Annotated in this window: 14 protein-coding genes and 2 riboswitches; of the genes, 4 read left to right on the top strand and 10 right to left on the bottom strand. The window is 70.5% G+C overall.

The genetic code is table 11. The features are described 5' to 3' along the window. Window positions 1-11 precede the first annotated feature (11 nt). The 10 genes from ACWEQO_RS12570 to ACWEQO_RS12525 all read right to left on the bottom strand — a co-directional run bounded on the left by ACWEQO_RS12570 (window position 12) and on the right by ACWEQO_RS12525 (window position 10,725). A complete protein-coding gene (locus ACWEQO_RS12570; protein ID WP_452981991.1) occupies window positions 12-875 on the bottom strand; it encodes a thioesterase family protein in 864 nt (287 codons plus the stop codon). An 86-nt stretch (window positions 876-961) separates the two neighbouring features. Beyond that, the gene (locus ACWEQO_RS12565; protein WP_452981988.1) at window positions 962-1,621 is read right to left on the bottom strand and encodes a trimeric intracellular cation channel family protein; all 660 of its coding nucleotides are present in this window, start codon (window positions 1,619-1,621) and stop codon (window positions 962-964) included. A 144-nt stretch (window positions 1,622-1,765) separates the two neighbouring features. Then, window positions 1,766-3,028 carry an ABC transporter ATP-binding protein gene (locus tag ACWEQO_RS12560; RefSeq protein WP_452981985.1) on the bottom strand — a complete coding sequence of 421 codons (1,263 nt, stop codon included), beginning with the start codon at window positions 3,026-3,028 and terminating at the stop codon, window positions 1,766-1,768. Beyond that, window positions 3,025-4,026, bottom strand: coding sequence for an ABC transporter ATP-binding protein (locus ACWEQO_RS12555; protein WP_361452789.1), 1,002 nt, complete (start codon window positions 4,024-4,026; stop codon window positions 3,025-3,027). Before ACWEQO_RS12555 ends, ACWEQO_RS12560 begins: the two co-directional genes overlap by 4 nt. A 6-nt stretch (window positions 4,027-4,032) precedes the next feature. Continuing rightward, the gene (locus ACWEQO_RS12550) at window positions 4,033-4,992 is read right to left on the bottom strand and encodes an ABC transporter permease (RefSeq protein WP_361452787.1); all 960 of its coding nucleotides are present in this window, start codon (window positions 4,990-4,992) and stop codon (window positions 4,033-4,035) included. Window position 4,993: 1 nt separating this feature from the next. After that, on the bottom strand, window positions 4,994-5,998 hold the full coding sequence (locus tag ACWEQO_RS12545; protein WP_361452784.1) for an ABC transporter permease: 1,005 nt from the start codon (window positions 5,996-5,998) through the stop codon (window positions 4,994-4,996). 117 nt (window positions 5,999-6,115) lie between these two features. After that, on the bottom strand, window positions 6,116-7,786 hold the full coding sequence (locus ACWEQO_RS12540) for an ABC transporter substrate-binding protein (RefSeq protein ID WP_361452781.1): 1,671 nt from the start codon (window positions 7,784-7,786) through the stop codon (window positions 6,116-6,118). A gap of 426 nt (window positions 7,787-8,212) precedes the next feature. Further along, entirely contained in the window at window positions 8,213-8,998 is a 786-nt protein-coding gene (locus ACWEQO_RS12535; RefSeq protein WP_361452778.1) for an enhanced serine sensitivity protein SseB C-terminal domain-containing protein, read from the bottom strand. Window positions 8,999-9,138: 140 nt separating this feature from the next. After that, entirely contained in the window at window positions 9,139-9,930 is a 792-nt protein-coding gene (locus ACWEQO_RS12530) for an enhanced serine sensitivity protein SseB (RefSeq protein ID WP_361452775.1), read from the bottom strand. Between the two features lie 129 nt (window positions 9,931-10,059). After that, window positions 10,060-10,725 (bottom strand): AAA family ATPase, encoded by a 666-nt coding sequence (locus tag ACWEQO_RS12525; RefSeq protein ID WP_452981979.1) that lies wholly within the window; start codon window positions 10,723-10,725, stop codon window positions 10,060-10,062. Window positions 10,726-10,943: 218 nt separating this feature from the next. Continuing rightward, a riboswitch (glycine riboswitch) is annotated at window positions 10,944-11,041 on the top strand. Beyond that, window positions 11,042-11,164, top strand: a riboswitch (glycine riboswitch). A gap of 67 nt (window positions 11,165-11,231) precedes the next feature. Here ACWEQO_RS12525 and gcvT point away from each other — a divergent pair. From gcvT to ACWEQO_RS12505, 4 genes are all read left to right on the top strand, one after another. Further along, on the top strand, window positions 11,232-12,359 hold the full coding sequence (gcvT, locus tag ACWEQO_RS12520; protein ID WP_452981976.1) for a glycine cleavage system aminomethyltransferase GcvT: 1,128 nt from the start codon (window positions 11,232-11,234) through the stop codon (window positions 12,357-12,359). 153 nt (window positions 12,360-12,512) lie between these two features. Then, window positions 12,513-12,890 (top strand): glycine cleavage system protein GcvH, encoded by a 378-nt coding sequence (gene gcvH, locus ACWEQO_RS12515; protein ID WP_361461980.1) that lies wholly within the window; start codon window positions 12,513-12,515, stop codon window positions 12,888-12,890. 15 nt (window positions 12,891-12,905) lie between these two features. Further along, window positions 12,906-14,180 (top strand): serine hydroxymethyltransferase, encoded by a 1,275-nt coding sequence (gene glyA / locus ACWEQO_RS12510; RefSeq protein ID WP_452981973.1) that lies wholly within the window; start codon window positions 12,906-12,908, stop codon window positions 14,178-14,180. Window positions 14,181-14,322: 142 nt separating this feature from the next. Beyond that, window positions 14,323-15,690 carry an L-serine ammonia-lyase gene (locus tag ACWEQO_RS12505; RefSeq protein ID WP_452981970.1) on the top strand — a complete coding sequence of 456 codons (1,368 nt, stop codon included), beginning with the start codon at window positions 14,323-14,325 and terminating at the stop codon, window positions 15,688-15,690. Window positions 15,691-15,842: the final 152 nt, after the last annotated feature.

Genomic DNA, 15,842 nt, shown 5'->3' with positions numbered 1-15,842 from the left:
CTGCCGGCCTCTCAGGGCAGCCGCACCCGGGCGAGCTGGCGGGACTGGGCCACCAGCCGGTCCGCGCTGTCCCAGACCTCGGCGTCCTCCTCCAGGAAGCCGCCGGCGAGGTTGCGGGTGGTGATCGACACCCGCAGCGGGCCGGGCGCCGGGCGGGAGCGGACGTGCGCCGTCAGCTCGACCGTGGGGACCCAGCCGGTGAGACCGATCTCGAAGGCGGTGGGCGGCAGCGCGTCCACGGCGAGCAGCAGGGAGAACGGGTCGGCGTCCCGGCCGTCGGCGAGCCCGAACCAGGCCCGCATCTCCCCCTTGCCGGAGGGCTGCCCGAGGGCCCAGCCGAGGGTCGACGGGTCGAGCTTGAGCATCAGCCGCTCGGTGATGGCGGAGCTGCCGTCGACGGGGGTCGGACCGTCCTCGGGGCCGAAGCACTGCTCCATGGGCGGCAGCGCGGGCGGGCGGGCCGTCGTGCGGACGTCGTCGGGGAGGGTGTCCAGGTCGCCGTAGGAGGCCAGGACGCGGATGCGTTCGACCTCGCGGCCCTCGTCGTCGTACTGGAGGAGGGACGCCTGACCGGTCGACAGGGTGCGCCCGGTGCGCACGGTCTCGGTGCGGACGACCGCCGGACCCGGCCGGGAGGCGGTCAGGTAGTGCGCGGAGATGGTGAACGGGTCCGGGTGCGGCAGGGTGTCGGCGAGGGCACGGCCCAGGACGGCCAGCAGATAGCCGCCGTTGACGGCGTTGATGATCGTCCAGCCGGCGGAGAGGCCGATGTCGTAGATGCCCGGCGCGCGGAGCGTCACCGCGGTGTCGCGGTCGAACTCGCTGTCGCCGACGGTGGCCCGGGTCGCGACCTGGGCGGAGGCTGCTTCTGGCATGGATGAAGGGTACAAGAAGTTGCTACTAAGCGGTAGCTTTGCTGAATTCCCCTTCCCTCTCCCGGCTCCCCATCCCCCAGCCCGCCCTACTCCTCCTCGCGGGCCGTCGAGCGCCGCTGCCACGCGCGGGGCGCCCGCCAGTGGTACCGCAACGCCAGCAGCCGCAGCGTGAAGGCGGTGAGCACGGCGAGGGTGCTGGTGAACGCGTTCAGCGCGTCGAAGCGGATGCACAGCGCCGCCATGGTCGCGCCGACCATGGCCGGCACCGCGTAGAGATCGCGGTCCCAGCGCAGCAGCGAGGGCACCTCGTTGGCGAGCACGTCCCGCACCACGCCGCCGCCCACCGCGGTGACCAGGCCGAGGCAGGCGGAGGAGGTCACGCTGAGCCCGTAGTCGTACGCCTTGGCGGTGCCGACGACGCAGAACAGACCGAGCCCGGCGGCGTCGAAGAAGTTGACGGCGTTCTGGATGCGCTCCACGTGCGGGTGCAGGAAGAACACCAGCACCACGGCGAGCAGCGGGGTGACGAAGTAGCCCAGGTCCGTGAAGGCGGCGGGCGGCACGGCGCCGATGACCACGTCACGGAAGAGTCCGCCGCCGAGGGCGGTGGCTTCCGCGAGGACCGCCATGCCGAAGACGTCGAGGTTCTTGCGGACGGCCAGCAGGGCACCCGAGAGCGCGAAGACGAAGATGCCGATCAGGTCGAGCGCGTGCAGGAGGGACGGGCTGAAGAGTTGCTGGAGCACTTTCACATTCTCACTCAGCAGGAACCCCTCGCCTTGTAAAGCAAGGCGAGGGGTGGCACAGACGTGTGGTCCGGGAAGTTCCGGGGGCGCCGAACGGTTCAGCTCCGTCCGGCGCCCCCGGAATCCGAGGGGTGCGGCGGTCCGTCAGTCGGTCTTGGCCGGATCCGTGCCGGACGCGTCCGGCGCCGCGGCGTCCTGGTCCTTCGCGATGGCGTCGGCCGTCGGGTCGCTCGGGACCTCGACCGCTGCGGGGGTCTTCTCCTTGACCACCGCGGCGTCCGGCTTGGTCGTCGAGTCGGCCGGCAGGAGCGCGGCGGGGACCTCCGCCGCGCCCTCGGTCCGCTCCACCGCCGCGTCCTCGGTGGCCTCGGTCTCCGTGACGGCCTCGATGCCCGTCGGCCGGGTCGGCTCCAGCTCTCCCGACGCGATCTCGGCGGTGTAGTGGCAGGCCACCCGGTGGCCGCCCCCGATGTCCTTCAGCTCCGGCCGTTCGGTGGCGCACTTCTCGGCCTGCGCCCAGGGGCAGCGGGTGTGGAAGCGGCAGCCGCTGGGCGGGTTGGCCGGGGAGGGCAGGTCGCCGGTGAGCAGGATGCGCTCGCGCTTGTCCTCCACCTCCGGGTCCGGCACCGGCACGGCCGACATCAGGGCCTTGGTGTACGGGTGCTGGGGCTCGGCGTACAGCGTGTCGCTCGGCGCCTCCTCGACCAGCGAACCCAGGTACATCACGCCGATCGTGTCGGAGATGTGCCGGACCACCGCGAGGTCGTGGGCGATGACCAGGTAGGTCAGGCCGAGTTCCTCCTGGAGTTCCTCCAGCAGGTTGATGACCTGGGCCTGGACCGACACGTCGAGCGCGGAGACCGGCTCGTCGCAGATGATCACGTCGGGTTCGAGGACGAGGGCGCGGGCGATGCCGATGCGCTGGCGCTGACCGCCGGAGAACTCGTGCGGGTAGCGGGCGAGCGCGTTGGAGGGCAGGCCGACCTTGTCCAGGATCGACTTGATCTTCTCCCGGCGCTCCTCCTGGTTCTTGCCGATGCCGTGGGCGACCATGCCCTCGGACAGGATCGACTCGATGTTCTGCCGGGGGTTGAGCGAGCCCAGCGGGTCCTGGAAGACCATCTGGAGCCGGCGCCGGAAGCGGCGCATCTCCTCGCTCGGCAGCTTCGCCAGGTCGGTGCCGTCGAGGACGACGGACCCCTCGGTGATGTCCACCAGCCGCAGCACCGACCGCCCGAGGGTGGTCTTGCCGCAGCCGGACTCGCCGACCAGGCCGTAGGTCTCGCCGGCCTCGACCTTCAGGGACACCCCGTCCACGGCGTAGACGTGGCCGACCGTACGGTCGAACAGCACGCCCTTCTTGATGGGGAAGTGGACCTTGACGCCGTCCAGTTCGAGCAGGCTCATGCGGGGACCTCCTCGGCCTTCGCGTCGTCGAGCACGGGGTTGACGCAGCGCGCCTGGTGACCGGCGGTGCGGGGCTCGGTGAGCTGCGGGGTGCCGGTCAGGCAGCCCATCTCGTACCGGTCGCAGCGGGGCGCGAAGGCGCAGCCGTCGGCCCAGGCGATGCGGTCGTTGATGGAGCCGCGGATGGGCTTGAGGGACTCGCCCCGGGGCGAGTCCAGACGGGGGATGGAGCCCAGCAGTCCGTGCGCGTAGGGGTGGGTGGGGTGGGCGAACAGCTCGCGGCGCCCGGCGGACTCCACGACCTTGCCCGCGTAGAGCACGTTGACCTGGTCGCAGAGGCCGGCGACCACTCCGAGGTCGTGGGTGATCATCAGCAGGGCGGTGCCCTCCTGGTCCACGAGTTCCTTGAGCAGTTCCAGGATCTGCGCCTGGATGGTCACGTCGAGGGCCGTGGTGGGCTCGTCGGCGATGAGCATGCGCGGGGCGCAGGCCACCGCCATGGCGATCAGCGCGCGCTGGCGCATACCGCCGGAGAGCTGGTGCGGGTACTCCTTGAGCCGCCGGGTCGGGTCGGGGATGCCGACCCGGTCCAGCAGGTGGGCGGCCTCCTTGCGGGCGGCCTCCCCCTTCATCCCGCGGTGGCGCTCCAGGATCTCGGTGACCTGCACGCCGACCGGGACGACCGGGTTGAGCGAGGACAGCGGGTCCTGGAAGATCATCGCCATGTCGCTGCCGCGCAGGTTGCGACGGGCGGACGGGTTCATGGTGAACAGGTCCGTGCCGTCGAATTCGGCGCGGCCGCCGATGGTGAGGCCCTTGGTGGGAAGCAGGCCCATCAGGGCCAGGGAGGTGACGGACTTCCCGCAGCCGGACTCACCGACCAGGCCCACGACCTGGCCCTGGTCGACCTCGAAGGAGACGCCGTCGACCACCCGGGACTCCTTGCGGCCTCGGCCGCTGAAGGTGACGGTCAGTTCGTCGACAGTGAGCAGAGACATGGTGGTTCAGCCCCTCAGCTTCGGGTCGAGGGCTTCCCGCATGGCCTCACCGAGGAGGGTGAAGCCGAGGGCGGTGATGATGATGCCGACGGCGGGGTAGACCGCCATCATCGGCGCGTTGTCGAAGAAGCGCTGCGCCTGGGCGAGCATGACGCCCCACTCGGGGACGGCCGGGTCGGGGTTGCCCAGGCCCAGGTAGGACAGGGCGGCCGCCTCGATGATCGCGGTGGCCAGGGAGAGCGTGGCCTGCACGATCACCGGGCTGAGCGAGTTGGGGATGATCTGCGAGAGGACGATGCGCCGCTTGCGCACACCGAGGGACTGGGCCGCGAGCACGTATTCCGTGCCGCCCTGCACCAGCATGGAGCCGCGCAGCAGCCGGGCGAAGACCGGGATCTGGACCACACCCACGGCGATCATCACGGTGGTCAGCGACTGGCCCATCACGGCCGCGATGGACACGGCCAGCAGCAGCGAGGGCATCGCCAGCATCATGTCGATGAAGCGCATGATGACGGAGTCGACGCGCTTTCCGGCGTCACCGCCGAGGGTGGCGGCCGCTCCGGAGACGCCGCCGATCAGGAAGCCGACGGTCAGGCCGATGAGCGTGGCGACGACACCGACGAGCAGCGTCTGCCGGGCGCCGACCAGCATGCGGGAGAACATGTCCCGGCCGAGGTTGTCGAGCCCGAACCAGTTGCCGCCGCGCGGGCCGACGAACTCGCCCCGGTTGGGGAAGACCTCGCCGCGCCAGGTCTGGGCGGTCGGCCCGTAGGGCGCGAGGTAGGGGCCGACGACCGCGAGGACGACGAACAGGGCGATGATGATCGCGCCGATGATCGCCATCTTGCTGTGCCGGAGGCGGCGGAAGGCTTCCTTCCACAGGCTGGCGCCGGTGCTGGTCTCCTTGGTCGCGGTCAGTTCCGCGAGCCGCTGGATCTTCTCGGTCTTGGTGGCGACACTCATGTCAGTGCACCCGCACTCTCGGGTCGATGAGGCTGTACGCCACGTCCACCAGCAGGTTGATCAGGACGTACACCATCGCGATGAACATGATGAACCCGACGAGGACGGGGTAGTCACGACCGTCGATCGCCTGCCGGATGAAGGAGCCGATGCCGCCGAAGGCGAACACGGACTCGGTCAGCACCGCCCCTGACAGCAGGGAGCCGGTGAGCAGGCCGACCGCGGTCACCACGGGGAGCATCGCGTTGCGCAGCACGTGCCGGCCGCGGACGACGCTCCGCTTGAGGCCCTTGGCCTCGGCGGTGCGGACGTAGTCCTCGTCCTGCACCTCGAGGACGCTGGCGCGGGTCATGCGCACGATGACCGCGAGCGGGATGGAGGACAGGGCGAGGGCGGGCAGGACCAAGTGCATGATCGCGTCCCAGGCCGCGTCGAACTCCCCGGTGAGGACGCCGTCCAGGACGGCGAGGCCGGTCACGCTGGTGGCGTCGATGCCGGTTTCCTGGCGTCCGTAGCTGGGGAAGATCCCGAGCTCGACGGCGAAGACCTGCTTGAGGATCAGAGCCAGGAAGAAGACCGGGATGCAGATGCCGACGAGCGATCCGGAGACCGCGGTGACGTCGAGCCAGCCGCCGCGGTGGCGGGCGGCGAGGTAGCCGAGCGGGATGCCGACGGCCACGGCGATCATGATCCCGAGGAGGGACAGCTCCACGGTGGCGGGGAAGCGCAGGACGAACTCGTCCCACACCGGCTGTCCGGTCTGGGTGCTGGTGCCCAGGTCGAGTTCGGCGATGCGCTTGAGGAAGCGCCAGTACTGGACGTACACGGGCTGGTCCAGCCCGAGCGCGCGGTTGATGCGGATTACTTCGGCCTCGGTGGCCTTTTCCCCCAGGATCGCTGAGGCGGGTCCGCCGGGCAGCCGGTCGAGCCACAGGAAGAGCAGTACCGACAGGCCGAGCAGCGTGGGTATGAGCTGGAGCAGTCTTCGTACGACGAGACGCAGCACCCCGCATGCCCCTTTCTTGCGTGATGTCTTACATGAATGGACCCGCCCGGCCGCCGAGTTCCGACGGCCGGGCGGACCCCCCGTTTTTCGTTTCTTCGTTTCCTGCCTACTGCTCGCTTACTTGAACGAGACCTCGGAGAAGACTTCCTGCGTCAGCGGGGAGACGTTCGGCGGGTTCACGTTCTTGGCGAAGGCGATGGCCGGCGGGGAGGAGGAGATCGGGACGCCCGGCAGGTAGTCCATGACGACCTCGTTGGCCTTCGTGTACGCGGCGATGCGCTCGTCGTGCTTGCCGAGCTTGGAGCCGGCGTTCACGGCGTCGAAGACCTTCTTGTCCTTGAAGCCCCACTGCTTGTCGTACCCGGAGAACCAGGTGCCGATGAAGTTGTAGCCGTCGTTGAAGTCACCGGTCCAGCCGAGCATGTGCAGGTCGCAGGAGCCCGACTCGGTGGCGTCCAGGTAGTCCGGGGCCCACTTCATCGCCTTCGGCGTGACGGTGATGCCGGACTTCTCCAGGTCGGCCTTCATCAGCTCGAACAGGTCCTGCGGGGCAGGCATGTACGGGCGGGTGACCTCGGTCGGGTAGCAGAAGTCGACCTTCAGCTTCTCCTGACCGGCCTTCTTCAGGAGCTTCTTGGCGGCGTCCGTGTCGAAGGGGTACTGCTTGACGCTCTTGGAGTAGCCCTCGATCGTGTCGGGCATGAACTGGTCGGCGACCTTGCCGCCCTCGGGCAGCTGGGTCTTGACCAGGTTCTCCTTGTCGATCGACTGCGCGATCGCCTGGCGGACTTCCTTCTTCTTCAGCGCGGGGTTGGCCTCCTGGCTCATGCCCACGTAGAAGAGGTTGAAGACGCCACGGGTCGGGACGACGTAGCCCTGGTCCTCGAGGGTCTTGACGTCGGCCGGGGCGACGAGGTCGTAGCCGTCGATGTCACCGGCCTGGAGCGCCTGGCGGCGGCCCTCCTCGGTGTCGATGGTACGGAAGACCAGGTTCTTGACCTTGGCCTTCTCACCCCAGTAGTCGTCGAAGCGCTCGAGGGCGACTTCCTTGTTGCCCTTGTTCCACTTCGTGATCTTGTACGGGCCGGTACCGGCGACCGTGCCGGCCTCCTGGCTGTACTTGGGGTACGTGATGGCGTCGCCCTTGGAGGAGGCGTCCTGCTTCTTGTACTCCTCGATCGCCTTCGGCGAGTGGATCGCCAGGGCGTTGAGGGAGAAGCCGCCGGGGAGGTTGGCGGAGGGCTTCTTGACCTCGATGACGGCGGTGTTCTCGTCCTTCGCGGTGCAGGACTTGTAGTTCGCCTCGGGCGTCTCCTTGTCCTCGTTCTTCGCGAAGCCGCCCATGATGGTCTGCCAGTAGTAGGAGACCGCGCTGGACTGGTAGGTGCCCGTCCAGTTGAACCAGTGGTCGTAGTTGGCGCAGACGGCCTCGGCGTTGAACGCCTCACCGTCGTGGAACTTCACGTTCTTGCGGAGGTTGAAGGTCCAGACGGTGCCCTTGTCGTTGCTGGACCAGTCCTCGGCGAGACCGCCGACCATCTCGCTGCCGCCGGACTCGTGCTCGATGAGAGCCTCGAACGCCTGCCGCGTCACACGGAAGGTTTCACCGTCACTGGCGAGGGAAGGGTCCAGGGAGCCAGGGTCACCGGCGCCGGCGAAGACGAAGGTGTCCTTCTTGCCGTCGCTCTTGTTGTCACTGTCCCGGTCGCTGGAGCAGCCCGTGGCGATCAGAGCGACCGCCACCGCGGCCGTGATCGCCCGAGCCGCTCGGGACTTGGTTATGCGCATATTGGGGCCACTCCGGGTCCGCTATGTGGATGCATCTTGACCGGCCGAACACTACAGATGTTCACAGCGAGTCGAGAACAGTCCGGATACCGGTGATACCTACCTGAGATCTGAACAGTTGACATAAGGGACGCTTCCGGCGCCCCTCCGTCGGGAAGTGACCATCCTGAGACATCCGGAACCTCCCCAGCGGCCGCCCGAGAAGTGCCGAACAGCATGAAGAACGGGTGAAACCGCAGGTGACAGGCGGTCAACCGGCCATAGCTGAGCGCGCATGACCTGAAAACTGACGTGACATCAGTCTCGTCGGCGGCACGGACGTCCACCGTCGGCCATGGTGTCCACCATCTGGACATCGTCACGCTGAGTCAGGAACGGCGGGCACGACGGCCCCGGTCGGCCCGGCCCCTCCCGGATACGGCCCGGTCAGCGCTGGTGCGCGGGCGGGTAGCCGGAGCCGGCGGGGGGCGGGAGGGCCCCGTGGGCCTCACGGTCGTAGAACGGGCGGGCGTTGGCCCGCAGCCACATGGCGACCGGGTCGTGCTCGTCGGTCATCGCGACGGTCGACACCGGGAGCCCGTCCGGGACGGCGCCGATGGACTGCTGCATCATCGCGCGCACCGCGTCGACGGCCGGCGGCGAGGTGTCGTACACGTCCAGCCCGATGGCGAGGTACGGCGCGCCCAGCGCCGGCTGCACCCAGGCGCGGCGCAGCGCGCGGACCGCGGGCGTGCGGTGCGCGTTCTGCGTGAGCAGGGCGTAGAACTGGGGGATCTCGATGGCGGGTTCGGACAGCCGCAGCGGCCCGGCGGGCTGCCGGTCGAGGCCGGTGGCGAGCCGGCGCAGATCGAGCCACGGGATGCCGAGGCCGCCGCCGGGGGCGTGCGGGTTGAGCCAGAGACCGTAGTGGTCGGGGTAGAGGGCGCGGGCCGCCTCGAGGCCGTCGACGACCTCGTACGACCGGTTCCAGCCGCTGGCGGACAGCTCCTGGGCGGAGGTCACACAGGGCGCGTAGCCGAAGCCGTCGACCTCCATGTTCGCGTACTGGGCGTCCGGGGAACCGGCCTGACCGTGCCACAGCAGCATCCAGACATGACCGGAGGAGGGGGTCGCGAGCGCACGAAGCAACGCCTCATAGGCGTCGTAACGCCCGGGGGTCACCTGGCGCAGCATGTGCTCGACCTGCCCGGCCGCCGCGGTGCCAGCGCTCACTTTGTATCGCCCCTCCGTACAACACCCTCGCCCCAGCCAATGAACCTAGCTTAAGCCGCCCGCGGCCCGGGGGCTCCGCCCGTCCGGCGGGCGCCGGCGGGCCGAGGGGCGGGCGGCCGCCCGCGGCTCCGCCGGGCGGGTCAGCCCTCGCGCTGGTAGAAGGGGCGGACGCGGTCGCGCATCCACTCGCCGACCGGGTCCTGGGCCACGTCCAGCAGAACCAGGTTGACGGGCCACTTCACCGGCCGGAGGCCCAGCGCGCGGCCCAGGGCGTCGCCGGGGAGGCTCCGCAGATCGCCCTCCCACCGGGAGAGTTCGACCCCGATGAACAGCACCGGGTCCGCGGTCTCGATCTCGGCGAGGCAGCGGCGGGCGGTGCTGACGACACCGGTCGACTCGAACTCCGCGCCCGCGGCGGCGAGGAAGTCCACCGGATCCTCCTGCCAGTCGGGCTCGAACAGCTTGACCCGGCCGCCGCCCGCCGGATCGTCCAGCGGGCCGCGTCCGGCGCGGCACAGTTCGGCCACGGCGGGCGGCGGCAGCGGGACGCCGACCACTCCGCCGGGGTTCACCGCGATCCCGGCCTGCGGCGGCAGACCCCGCGCGAACTCCACCGCGGGCGCGACGGTGAACGACATGTGGGAGCCGACGACCTGGCGGAACTGTTCCTCGGAACTGAAGACCGGGACGTACGCCTGCCCCTCGATCTCCAGGGTGGGCAGGTCCAGCGGGCCGCTGTGCGGGCCGCCGCCGTTCGGCAGCGGAACCCAGACGGGGCTCCTGCCCAGTACCTCGATGATCCGGCCGTCCGCCGCGGGGACGCCGAGGGAGGCGGAGAGCACCTCCTCCAACTCGTTGCCGGGCCATCCTCCGTGCGGATGGGGGTGAGTCTGTGCCGGGAAGTCCGCGGAGAAGCCCGCCGGGAAGTCCATCTGCCTACCGCCTGCCTGGAACCACTGCTGTGGCTGAAAAGGCTAACCGCTGCCGCTCCGCAGCCGGCAGCCCGTGCACCCGCCCGCCCGTGCACCCGCCCGCCCGTGCCACGCCCGCCCGTGCGGTCGTCAGCCCGTGAAGTCGATGCGGCGCAGCGTGTCCGCCGCGTCCCGGTCGACCAGGACCGCCGTTCCGCAGCCCGCGGGCAGGTCGCCGCGCTCCACGGACCGCAGCAGCCGGTCGACGGCGGTGCGGTGCCGCAGGAAGGCGTACCGGGAGACACCGCGGCCGCGCTCACGCTGACCGTCCAGTGCCTGCTCCGGGGGGACGGCCAGCAGCAGCAGGTGCAGCCCCGCGCCCCGGCGGCGGGCCTCGCGGGCCAGCCAGCGGCGCACCCAGGCGTGGGTACCGCAGTCGTGCACGACGACCCCCTCGCCGGTGCGCAGGGCTCGGCGCAGCCCGGCGTAGTGGTCGAGGCGGACCAGGGGCCGGTACACCGCGTACGGCAGGAGGCGCGGCATGCGGCGGTCCCAGCGGTCGCGGGTGTCCTGGGAGTCGATCCGGGTGCCGCGCACCGCGCGCCGCATCAGCGTGGACTTGCCGCTGCCGGGCAGTCCGGTGACCACGACGAGGTCGCGGGGGCCGAAGACCAGGGCGTGCGGACCGCGGCCGGCGCACGCGCGCAGGTCGCGGACGACGGGCGCCGGCCGCGCGCCGTGGGCCTCCCCGGACGAGGGGGCCTGCTGCCCGGGCGGCGCGACACCCGTCGTGGCGTACGCCGTGGTCCTGTTCACCGTGAGTCCTCCCCTGGGGCAAGTGCCGGAGCACCCTCCCCGCCGAGTGTAAAGAGACGGTAACGGCGGACGCCTCTTCATTCCGTCCGTTTCTCGATACAGACCTGTCACAGCCCTCCGTACAGACCTGAGCACCCTGTGCTCACGAGGGAAAGGTCCCCCTGCCGAAGCCTCACGATGCGTGCAATGATGAGCGCGCCAACTGCATACCGGCCGTTTGAATCCGCGCGGGAGAGTCCCTGGCACGTTTCGCCGGGGCGCCGAAGGAGCAAGTCCCTCCCTTGAATCTCTCAGGCACCGTTACCGCGCGGGCCAGGCACATCTGAAAAGCGGGCCGCCGCGCGAGTTTCCGGTGGCTCCACCCAAGGTGCAAGCCGTGACGTCCCCTGCGCGGACGGTCATGGCGAACCTCTCAGGTTCCGATGACAGATGGGGAGGAACGTCCTCGCCCTCCCCGTGCCCGGCCCCGGCCGACGGGGGACCCCATCGCCCTGGGAGACCGACCGATGAGCAGTACCGAACTCCGCCGGACAGCGCTCGACGCCCTGCATCGTTCGCTCGGCGCCACGATGACCGACTTCGCCGGCTGGGACATGCCCCTGCGCTACGGCTCCGAGCGCGACGAGCACAACGCCGTGCGCACGAAGGCGGGCCTCTTCGACCTCTCGCACATGGGCGAGATCACCGTCACCGGCCCGCAGGCGGCGCGGTTCCTGGACTACGCCCTGATCGGCAACATCGGGACCGTCAAGCCCGGCCGCGCCCGCTACACCATGATCTGCAACGAGGACGGCGGCATCCTGGACGACCTGATCGTCTACCGGCTCGGTGCGGTCGAAGCCCCCGAGTACCTGGTCGTCGCCAACGCCTCCAACGCCCAGGTGGTGCTGGACGCCCTCGTGGAGCGGTCGGCGGGCTTCGACGCCGAGGTCCGCGACGACCGCGACGCCTACGCGCTGATCGCGGTGCAGGGCCCCGAGGCCGCCGGCATCCTCAAGAGCCTGACCGATTCGGACCTGGACGGCCTGAAGTACTACGCCGGCCTGCCCGGCACGGTCGCCGGCGTCCCCGCGCTCATCGCCCGGACCGGCTACACCGGTGAGGACGGCTTCGAGCTGTTCGTCGCGCCGGAGCACGCGGTCGGGGTGTGGCAGGCGCTGACCGAGGCGGGCGAGGGCGTGGGGGTGACCCCGTGCGGGCTGGCCTGCCGGGACACGCTGCGCCTGGAGGCCGGCATGCCGCTGTACGGCAATGAGCTGAGCGCCTCGCTGACGCCGTTCGACGCCGGGTTCGGCCGGGTCGTGAAGTTCGAGAAGGAGGGCGACTTCGTGGGCCGTGCCGCCCTGACCGAGGCCGCCGCCCGCGCCGAGCGGACCCCGCCCCGCGCCCTGGTGGGCCTGGTCGCCGAGGGCCGCCGGGTCCCGCGCGCCGGGTACCCGGTGGTGGCCGGCGGCGAGGTGATCGGCGAGGTCACCTCCGGGGCGCCCGCGCCGACGCTGGGCAAGCCGATCGCGATGGCGTACGTCGACGTGGCGCACTCGGCGCCGGGTACCCCGGGCGTGGGCGTGGACATCCGCGGCAGCCACGAGCCGTACGAGGTCGTGGCGCTGCCGTTCTACCAGCGGCAGAAGTGACACCGCCGTAGGACGTGGGCCGCGTACGCGACCGCGCCGGTCGGGGCCGTGACCTCCGCCCCCCCACCCCTCCCTTCGGCTCCATCCACCCCTTTCGTCCCCTTTCTCCGCCGTCGACCCCGGCGGTCCCTCGCACACAGGAGGATCCAGATCATGAGCAACCCCCAGCAGCTGCGTTACAGCAAGGAACACGAGTGGCTGACGGCCGCCGAGGACGGCGTGTCGACGATCGGCATCACGGAGCACGCGGCCAACGCGCTCGGCGACATCGTGTTCGTCCAGCTCCCGGACGTCGGCGACACCGTGACCGCGGGCGAGACCTGCGGCGAGCTGGAGTCGACCAAGTCGGTCAGCGACCTGTACTGCCCGGTCACCGGCGAGGTCACCGAGGTCAACGAGGACGTGGTGAACGACCCGTCGCTGGTGAACTCGGCCCCCTTCGAGGGCGGCTGGCTGTTCAAGGTGCGGGTGAGCGACGAGCCGGCCGACCTGCTCTCGGCCGCCGAGTACGACGCCTTCGTCCAGGGCTGAGGAGGCCGTCACCCCATGTCGCTCCTGAACATCCCGCTGCACGAGCTCGACCCGGCCGTCGCGGCGGCGGTCGACGCCGAGCTGCACCGCCAGCAGTCCACCCTCGAGATGATCGCCTCGGAGAACTTCGCCCCGGTCGCGGTCATGGAGGCCCAGGGCACGGTCCTCACCAACAAGTACGCCGAGGGCTACCCCGGCCGCCGCTACTACGGCGGCTGCGAGCACGTCGACGTGATCGAGCAGATCGCCATCGACCGGGTCAAGGAACTCTTCGGCGCCGAGCACGCCAACGTGCAGCCGCACTCGGGCGCGCAGGCCAACGCCGCCGCGATGTTCGCGCTGCTCAAGCCCGGCGACACGATCATGGGCCTGAACCTCGCGCACGGCGGGCACCTGACCCACGGCATGAAGATCAACTTCTCCGGCAAGCTCTACGACGTGGTCGCCTACCACGTCGGCGACGACGGCCAGGTCGACATGGCCGAGGTCGAGCGGCTGGCCAAGGAGAGGAAGCCGAAGCTGATCGTCGCCGGCTGGTCGGCGTACCCGCGTCAGCTGGACTTCGCCGCGTTCCGCCGGATCGCGGACGAGGTCGGCGCGTACCTCATGGTCGACATGGCGCACTTCGCCGGTCTGGTCGCGGCGGGCCTGCACCCGAACCCGGTCCCGCACGCCCACGTCGTCACCACGACCACGCACAAGACCCTCGGCGGTCCGCGCGGCGGGGTGATCCTCTCCACGGCCGAGCTGGCCAAGAAGATCAATTCTGCGGTCTTCCCCGGCCAGCAGGGCGGCCCGCTGGAGCACGTGATCGCGGCCAAGGCGGTCGCCTTCAAGGTCGCCGCGTCCGAGGACTTCAGGGACCGGCAGCGCCGCACCCTGGAGGGCGCCCGCATCCTGGCCGAGCGCCTGGTCGAGGACGACGTCAAGGCCGTGGGCGTGGACGTGCTGTCCGGCGGCACGGACGTGCACCTGGTCCTGGTCGACCTGCGCGACTCCGAGCTCGACGGGCAGCAGGCCGAGGACCGTCTCCACGAGGTCGGCATCACCGTCAACCGCAACGCGATCCCGAACGACCCGCGTCCTCCGATGGTCACCTCGGGGCTGCGGATCGGCACGCCCGCCCTGGCCACCCGCGGCTTCACGGCCGAGGACTTCGCCGAGGTGGCGGACGTGATCGCCGAGACGCTGAAGGCGTCCTCCCCCTTCGAGGCCGCCGACGCCGACGCGCTCCGGGCCCGGGTGACGGCGCTCGCCGGGAAGCACCCCCTGTACCCCGGTCTGAAGTAATTTCGCACGCCTTGCGTCGCACGACCGTACGGGGCATCGCGCACACTGGGAAGTGAGCGCGATGCCCCGTGTCGTGGCGGCCCTCTCCCGAACCACCCCCGCCGGCGGACAGCGGCGTCCGTCAACCCCTAGGAGTCCTCCCGTGGCCCTCTCGGTCTTCGACCTCTTCTCGATCGGCATCGGCCCGTCCAGCTCGCACACGGTCGGCCCGATGCGGGCCGCCCGCATGTTCGCCCGGCGGCTGGTCAACGAGGACCTGCTGGAGTCGGTCGCCTCGGTCCGGGCGGAGCTGTACGGCTCGCTGGGGGCCACCGGCCACGGCCACGGCACCCCCAAGGCGGTGCTGCTCGGCCTGGAGGGCGACTCGCCCCGCACGGTGGACGTGGAGACGGCCGACGAGCGGGTGGAGAGGATCAGGGAGTCGGGCCGCCTGCGGCTGCTCGACGAGCACGAGATCGCGTTCTCCTTCGACGACGACCTGGTGCTGCACCGCCGCGAGGCACTCCCCTACCACGCGAACGGCATGACCCTCCAGGCCTTCGACGCGGCCGGCGCCGAGGTGCTGTCGAAGACGTACTACTCGGTGGGCGGCGGCTTCGTCGTCGACGAGGAGGCGGTGGGCGCGGACCGCATCAAGCTCAACGACACGGTCCTGAAGTACCCCTTCCGCACCGGCGACGAGCTGCTGCGCCTGACCCGGGAGACGGGTCTGTCCATCTCCGCGCTGATGCTGGAGAACGAGTGCTCCTGGCGGACCGAGGAGGAGGTCCGCCGGGACCTGCTGGAGATCTGGCGGGTGATGCAGGCGTGCGTGGCGCGCGGCATGTCCCGCGAGGGCATCCTGCCGGGCGGGCTGAAGGTGCGCCGCCGCGCCGCGAACACGGCGCGCAAGCTGCGCTCCGAGGGCGACCCGAAGGCCCTCGCCATGGAGTGGATCACGCTCTACGCCATGGCCGTGAACGAGGAGAACGCCGCAGGCGGCCGCGTCGTCACCGCCCCGACCAACGGCGCGGCCGGCATCATCCCCGCCGTCCTGCACTACTACATGAACTTCGTCCCCGGCGCCGACGAGGAGGGCGTGGTCCGCTTCCTGCTCGCGGCCGGCGCGATCGGCATGCTCTTCAAGGAGAACGCCTCCATCTCCGGGGCCGAGGTCGGCTGCCAGGGCGAGGTCGGCTCCGCCTGCTCGATGGCGGCGGGCGCCCTCGCCGAGGTGATGGGCGGCTCGCCGGAACAGGTCGAGAACGCCGCGGAGATCGGCATGGAGCACAACCTCGGCCTGACCTGCGACCCGGTCGGCGGCCTCGTCCAGATCCCGTGCATCGAGCGCAACGGCATGGCCGCGGTGAAGGCGGTCACCGCCGCGCGCATGGCCCTGCGCGGCGACGGCTCGCACAAGGTGTCCCTCGACAAGGTCATCAAGACGATGAAGGAGACCGGCGCGGACATGTCCGTCAAGTACAAGGAGACGGCCCGGGGCGGGCTGGCGGTCAACATCATCGAGTGCTGAGGGAGCGGGCCCCGGCCCGGAGGCCACACGGGCCGGGCGCCCGTTCTGTCCGGAGTTCTAGTACTGCAACGGTGTTTGGCGTGACTGCTGACCAGATCGGTCGTTGGTGTGGTCATGGGTGGGGACCTTGCGGATGTCAGGCTGTGGGCAGG

It is taken from the genome of Streptomyces sp. NPDC004051 (assembly GCF_053604275.1).
This window is presented reverse-complemented; position numbering and strand designations above follow the sequence as displayed.

Coding starts and splice junctions, on each gene's coding strand:
- ACWEQO_RS12555 (WP_361452789.1), bottom strand. CDS start 4,026: ATGTCTCTGCTCACTGTCGACGAACTGACCGTCACCTTCAGCGGCCGA.
- ACWEQO_RS12540 (WP_361452781.1), bottom strand. CDS start 7,786: ATGCGCATAACCAAGTCCCGAGCGGCTCGGGCGATCACGGCCGCGGTG.
- ACWEQO_RS12550 (WP_361452787.1), bottom strand. CDS start 4,992: ATGAGTGTCGCCACCAAGACCGAGAAGATCCAGCGGCTCGCGGAACTG.
- ACWEQO_RS12530 (WP_361452775.1), bottom strand. CDS start 9,930: ATGGACTTCCCGGCGGGCTTCTCCGCGGACTTCCCGGCACAGACTCAC.
- glyA (WP_452981973.1), top strand. CDS start 12,906: ATGTCGCTCCTGAACATCCCGCTGCACGAGCTCGACCCGGCCGTCGCG.
- ACWEQO_RS12560 (WP_452981985.1), bottom strand. CDS start 3,028: ATGAGCCTGCTCGAACTGGACGGCGTCAAGGTCCACTTCCCCATCAAG.
- gcvH (WP_361461980.1), top strand. CDS start 12,513: ATGAGCAACCCCCAGCAGCTGCGTTACAGCAAGGAACACGAGTGGCTG.
- ACWEQO_RS12570 (WP_452981991.1), bottom strand. CDS start 875: ATGCCAGAAGCAGCCTCCGCCCAGGTCGCGACCCGGGCCACCGTCGGC.
- gcvT (WP_452981976.1), top strand. CDS start 11,232: ATGAGCAGTACCGAACTCCGCCGGACAGCGCTCGACGCCCTGCATCGT.